This window comes from Streptococcus sp. 2106, from assembly GCF_013277315.1.
GTDB classification, from domain to species: domain Bacteria; phylum Bacillota; class Bacilli; order Lactobacillales; family Streptococcaceae; genus Streptococcus; species Streptococcus pseudopneumoniae.
The window spans coordinates 1-4586 of sequence record NZ_VMMS01000027.1 but is presented as its reverse complement, the minus strand read 5'-3'; the positions used below and the strand labels follow the sequence as shown (position 1 = coordinate 4586).

At 34.4% G+C, this 4586-nt stretch carries 5 protein-coding genes and 1 pseudogene; 2 read left to right on the top strand and 4 right to left on the bottom strand.

The features are described from left to right. A pseudogene (locus tag HT723_RS03430) lies at positions 1–510 on the top strand (XRE family transcriptional regulator); the annotation flags it as partial. 247 nt (positions 511–757) lie between these two features. On the opposite strand, the gene HT723_RS03425 reads toward HT723_RS03430, so the two are convergent. From HT723_RS03425 to HT723_RS11800, 4 genes are all read right to left on the bottom strand, one after another. Then, positions 758–1399: an ATP-binding cassette domain-containing protein gene (locus HT723_RS03425; RefSeq protein ID WP_000087002.1), complete on the bottom strand. Its 642-nt coding sequence runs from the start codon at positions 1397–1399 to the stop codon at positions 758–760. 4 nt (positions 1400–1403) lie between these two features. Then, entirely contained in the window at positions 1404–3590 is a 2187-nt protein-coding gene (locus HT723_RS03420; protein ID WP_240154941.1) for an ABC transporter permease, read from the bottom strand. Positions 3591–3611: 21 nt separating this feature from the next. Beyond that, positions 3612–3905 carry a hypothetical protein gene (locus HT723_RS03415; protein ID WP_000748217.1) on the bottom strand — a complete coding sequence of 98 codons (294 nt, stop codon included), beginning with the start codon at positions 3903–3905 and terminating at the stop codon, positions 3612–3614. A gap of 164 nt (positions 3906–4069) precedes the next feature. Beyond that, positions 4070–4240, bottom strand: coding sequence for a PhrA family quorum-sensing system peptide (locus HT723_RS11800; protein WP_001254078.1), 171 nt, complete (start codon positions 4238–4240; stop codon positions 4070–4072). A gap of 181 nt (positions 4241–4421) precedes the next feature. On the opposite strand from HT723_RS11800, the gene HT723_RS03410 reads away from it, so the two are divergent. Further along, the coding region (locus HT723_RS03410; protein WP_172922950.1) for a helix-turn-helix transcriptional regulator at positions 4422–4586 on the top strand (165 nt) is incomplete at its 3' end.

The window sequence follows — 4586 nt, the reverse complement described above, 5'->3', positions numbered from 1 at the left end:
AATATATTATTAAAAGTCTTTTCAAATACTCTGATTTATTTAAAGGCCTTGAATACTCTATCTAATTTCTATTCCTTAGAGGGTCGTGAACAAGAATATGAGGCAAACTACTCTCATTTGATGGAGTTATATCAGACAAAAAATTTTGAGCATCAAGAGTTTTTATTTGGCTACATCAGAGTTCGTTACAACTACGCTCACTACCTAGTATCAAAGGAAAAATATAATGAAGCCATCCAAGAAGCTCTTGAGACTATCGAACTCTGTAAAGAGAGGCAAACAAGTTACCAACTAGCTCCCCTGCTCGTTCTCGTTGGAAATTGTGGAACACAATTCCTTGGCAAAGAACAAGTCAAAAATTATTATATAGAAGCAAGAGAGCTATGCAAGATTTATAACAATCCTTTCTCTGTGAAAATCGCAAGTTTTTCCCACCTTTTCTCAATACTGAAACAACATCTTTCCAGAACTTCAATAATTTCTTTTTGTGTTAAATCATTATTTAACTAAATCTTTGGAGGCAATACGTTTTCAAAGCTACTTTTTACCATAGATTTTGAGCTTTCAACACATATTACTAAGCCAAAAATGCTCTAAATTTTTGAAATTCTAACAAATTCCACTCAACTTTATCATCATATTTGACTTTCACAATATCTTTCTCAAAATAACATGGAATAAAGATAGTTTTCTTTTGAAACGGGTTCAGAAGTAACCGTATCAAGTGCTAATAATGCTTGAGTTAATTTACAAGAACCTACTCCAGTGAAATGATCCTATCACATTGCCGTGCTTGCTCCATGTTATGCGTAACAATCAAAATTGTTTTACCAAATTGATCTCTCAAAGTTCGAATCAAATCGAATGCTTTTTGAGACATTTCAGGATCTAACGATCCGGTTGGTTCATCTGCTAGGACAATATCTCCGGGCTTTAAAATAGCTCTCACAATCGCAATTCTCTGCTGTTCACCTCCCGATAATTCATTGACTTTACTATTTAACCGATTTTGTAGACCAACAAATTCTAGCGTTTCCTTGATTCTCTGCTCTTTCTCCTGTCTAGAGAAATTCGAAAAAGTCATGGCAAGCATCAGGTTATCTTTCACACTAGATGTAGAAATGAGTGCATTGGATTGAAAAAGATAGTTGATGACATTCCTTCGATAATGAACTGCTGATTGCGAATTTACCTTAGGCAAAACTTTTCCGTTGATTAGGATTTTACCACTGTCAACAGTATCCAATAGTCCAATCATATTGAGGATAGTCGATTTTCCAGAACCAGAAGGTCCTACTAAAGCTACAAATTCATTTTCCTCAATATCAAAGCTTAAGTCTTTGAAAATTTCTCTTGAACCAAATTGTTTTGATACATTTTGTACTGAAATTCTAGACATGAGATTACTCCTTAAATGATTGTATGATACTCTCTCCTTCTTTACGGAACAAACTGAAGTAAAGAAGCATTATCTGAAAAGCAAATGTAGCTAGTGTCATGACTATTCCCAACTTAGAACCCACCAAGATAGAAACGATTAGTTCCATCACAGAAAAACTAATAATGAGAGAAACCACACCAATATATCTTTTCCATGGTGAGAATCCCATAAAGTATTGAACATACAATTTTTCTTCAAATAACAAGCGGTACATTAAGACAAAACTCCAGAAAATAGCCATCATCGTAATGATGATAATCGCTATAATCGTGCCGAAAAGATAAAATGTATAACTCAGATCTTTTTGAAGACCATTGATAAAGTTCTTGACAGTTGTAAAACTCAACCGATTATCCGTTAAATCTGGAAATTCTGTTTCTAAAACGGACACTACCTGTTCCATTGTTTCCCTATCACGAATCTTCAAAAGACCATTATAGCCGCTGACAACTAAGTTTGCCGACTCCATGAAATATAGATTCTCTGGTGTTGAGACAAAAATAACTGGATTCTCACTAGTTGTACCATAAGAAATGGAATCTGACCAAGTAAATATTGGTCGAGACGGTTGGTAAACCTTGAACATAAATTTCGGATTTTCTGTGAAATTAGTTTGTAAATCTCCCGGTTTTACAGTGACACTTTCCTGTAAATAAGCCTTCATCGCCTCAAGTTCTTCTGTATTGAGCGTGTTAGGTAGAAGATAAAGTCGAGTACCATTCCTCATCTCTAGCAACTCCTCATCACTTAGGGGAATACCTAACTCTTGCAGGTAATTATAGGAGAATTTCAAATACCAAAATGGTTTTTTAGGGACATGTTGGTATGTCCCATAGACTGCATCAAGGTACTCCTGATTAAGAAATTTTCCTTGGGCAATATAGACACCTGGAAGCTCAGATATACGCTGGTAAAAGTCATACATACTACGCTCAAGGGAATTTGTAGTTCCTGCATATGTACCTACATCATCTCCCTCAACAAAGCTGGAGATAACGTACATATCTTCAACATTTTTCCACTCCCTAGATACTTTCATATTATCAATAAACTGATTCGTTGGAGCATCTAAAGAGTAACTGACTGCGATTAACAAACCAGCTACCAAGGTATAGAATAACAAGCAGGTTACCATTAAAGGCTTCATTGGTAATCGTTTATGAATTGCGGCTAATGGAGAAACCGAATAAACAATAATCGTTGGAATAATGAATATCAATAGTAGCAACAAGACTGAGAGGCTGACTCCAGCAAAAACTAGAATAAACGATGATAAACCAAAACTAGACCAGCCTGACAACAACCAACTACATAAAGAGATAATTGGAATAATGTAGATTGAAAATAGTAGAGAATTTTTGAAAAAAGCAGACCATAATTCTTTTCTATCCCATCCTAAAAGAATCAATGTTCCGAAATGTTTAAAGGATTGAAGAACACAGATTAAGAATAGAATCAGTAAAATGAAGGCATTTACTAAGATACTGATAGCAAGTATTATTCCCCAAATTCCCTGATCAGTACTACTTCCAAAACTTTCTTTTGTCAAATCCTCAACAGAAATACCTGACATCTTTGAAAGATGCAACAGAAAGTTATCTCTTGAGACAGCATCGTGGAGACCATTGATATGGTATATCCCATTGATCGTATTAGTGTTTTGAAAAGTATAATCTAATCGTTCAATGACTACAGGTGTGCTAAATAATAAATCTGGAAGCTCGTAAAGCATATTATTTGAGCCTTTGTCAAGTCCAATAGTCATACTATTATCACTATGAGATAATAAATCTGCAAATTGTTGTTGTGAGACTACTATTTTACCCGTACTTTCAAAATCTGAAAAACCAGCAGAGCTGCCAAGGATGTCTATATAAATCCTATTTAGACCTTCTCCTGTATCACTACTTTCAGAACGTTTTGTCCATATGGACAAGTCACTCTGTTCTAAAAAATAATTAAATACATCTTGTGATTGCTCTTCTGTTAACTTCTGAAGATAAACTGTTACAGTTTCGGAATGATGATTATAACTCTGCCATGACTGTTGATACTGTAAACCTGCTAAAAAAATTGCCACCAGAGCAAGTAAGACACTCTGGATGGCAATCAAAAACAGGATTAAGTATTTCATTTTACCTAATAACATGTTTTTGTATGTCATAGGTACTTACCTACAATTCCAGTAACATTCAGCTGTAGCAGTTCCGATGAATTTAGAAACACGTGCTTCTACTCCAGGTGATTGCCAGCCTGAGAATGCCCCGTTAGCAGTTGCTGAGTGTTCGTAAACACTAGACTGAACATTTGAATAGCTCCAAAGGCCAGCAGTACGACCATAATCCCAATAAACTGCAGTACCTTTATACCAAACTGTTGCAGCTGAAACAATCGAACCACCTGCACCAGCTAAAGTCAGTGCAAGTAAAGATGTTGTAATTATTTTTTTTATGCTTTTCTTCATCGTAAAGCCCTCATTTCTTTCACTTAAAATCTAACAATAACAATGACTGCATTTAGAAATATCAACAAATCATACCCTAGTACATCGGAATCCCTTCTTTCTAATTAAAAATTAGATAAAACAGAAATACTATATAGTTAATAGTATTTTCATCATTTAATCAACTAATCAGCCTTCCCAACATCAAGACCATTGGACTTCTTTTGCGATTGCACTCGAATCTCCAATTGTTTATTCTTCTGAACAAACTGTTGATAGGGAATTGTATTACCAAATGCAAGAACACTTAGTAATACAAATATAACTATTTTTTTAATTCCACGATTTCTCCTCATCTTATATTATGAAACCCCTTTCTTTTTATTCTAACAGATATATTTTATTTAGTCAAGTGTTTTTATTATATTTTGAACTTTTTTATTATTACTATAGAGAATTATTTATTCCTTTAACTTGCTATTTTGAACTAAAAATTTTATAATGAAATTAAGCAAATAGGAAGGTTTATTATTTTTAATGAATACACTCGCAGAGAAATTCAGATTGAAAAGAAAAGAGTTGAGACTCTCCCAACAAACTCTTGCAGAAGGAATTTGTGAACAAAGCCAGATTAGTAAAATTGAGAGAGGGCATTTCATTCCCTCCGCAGACCTTTTGTTCAAACTCTCCCAACGACTCGAA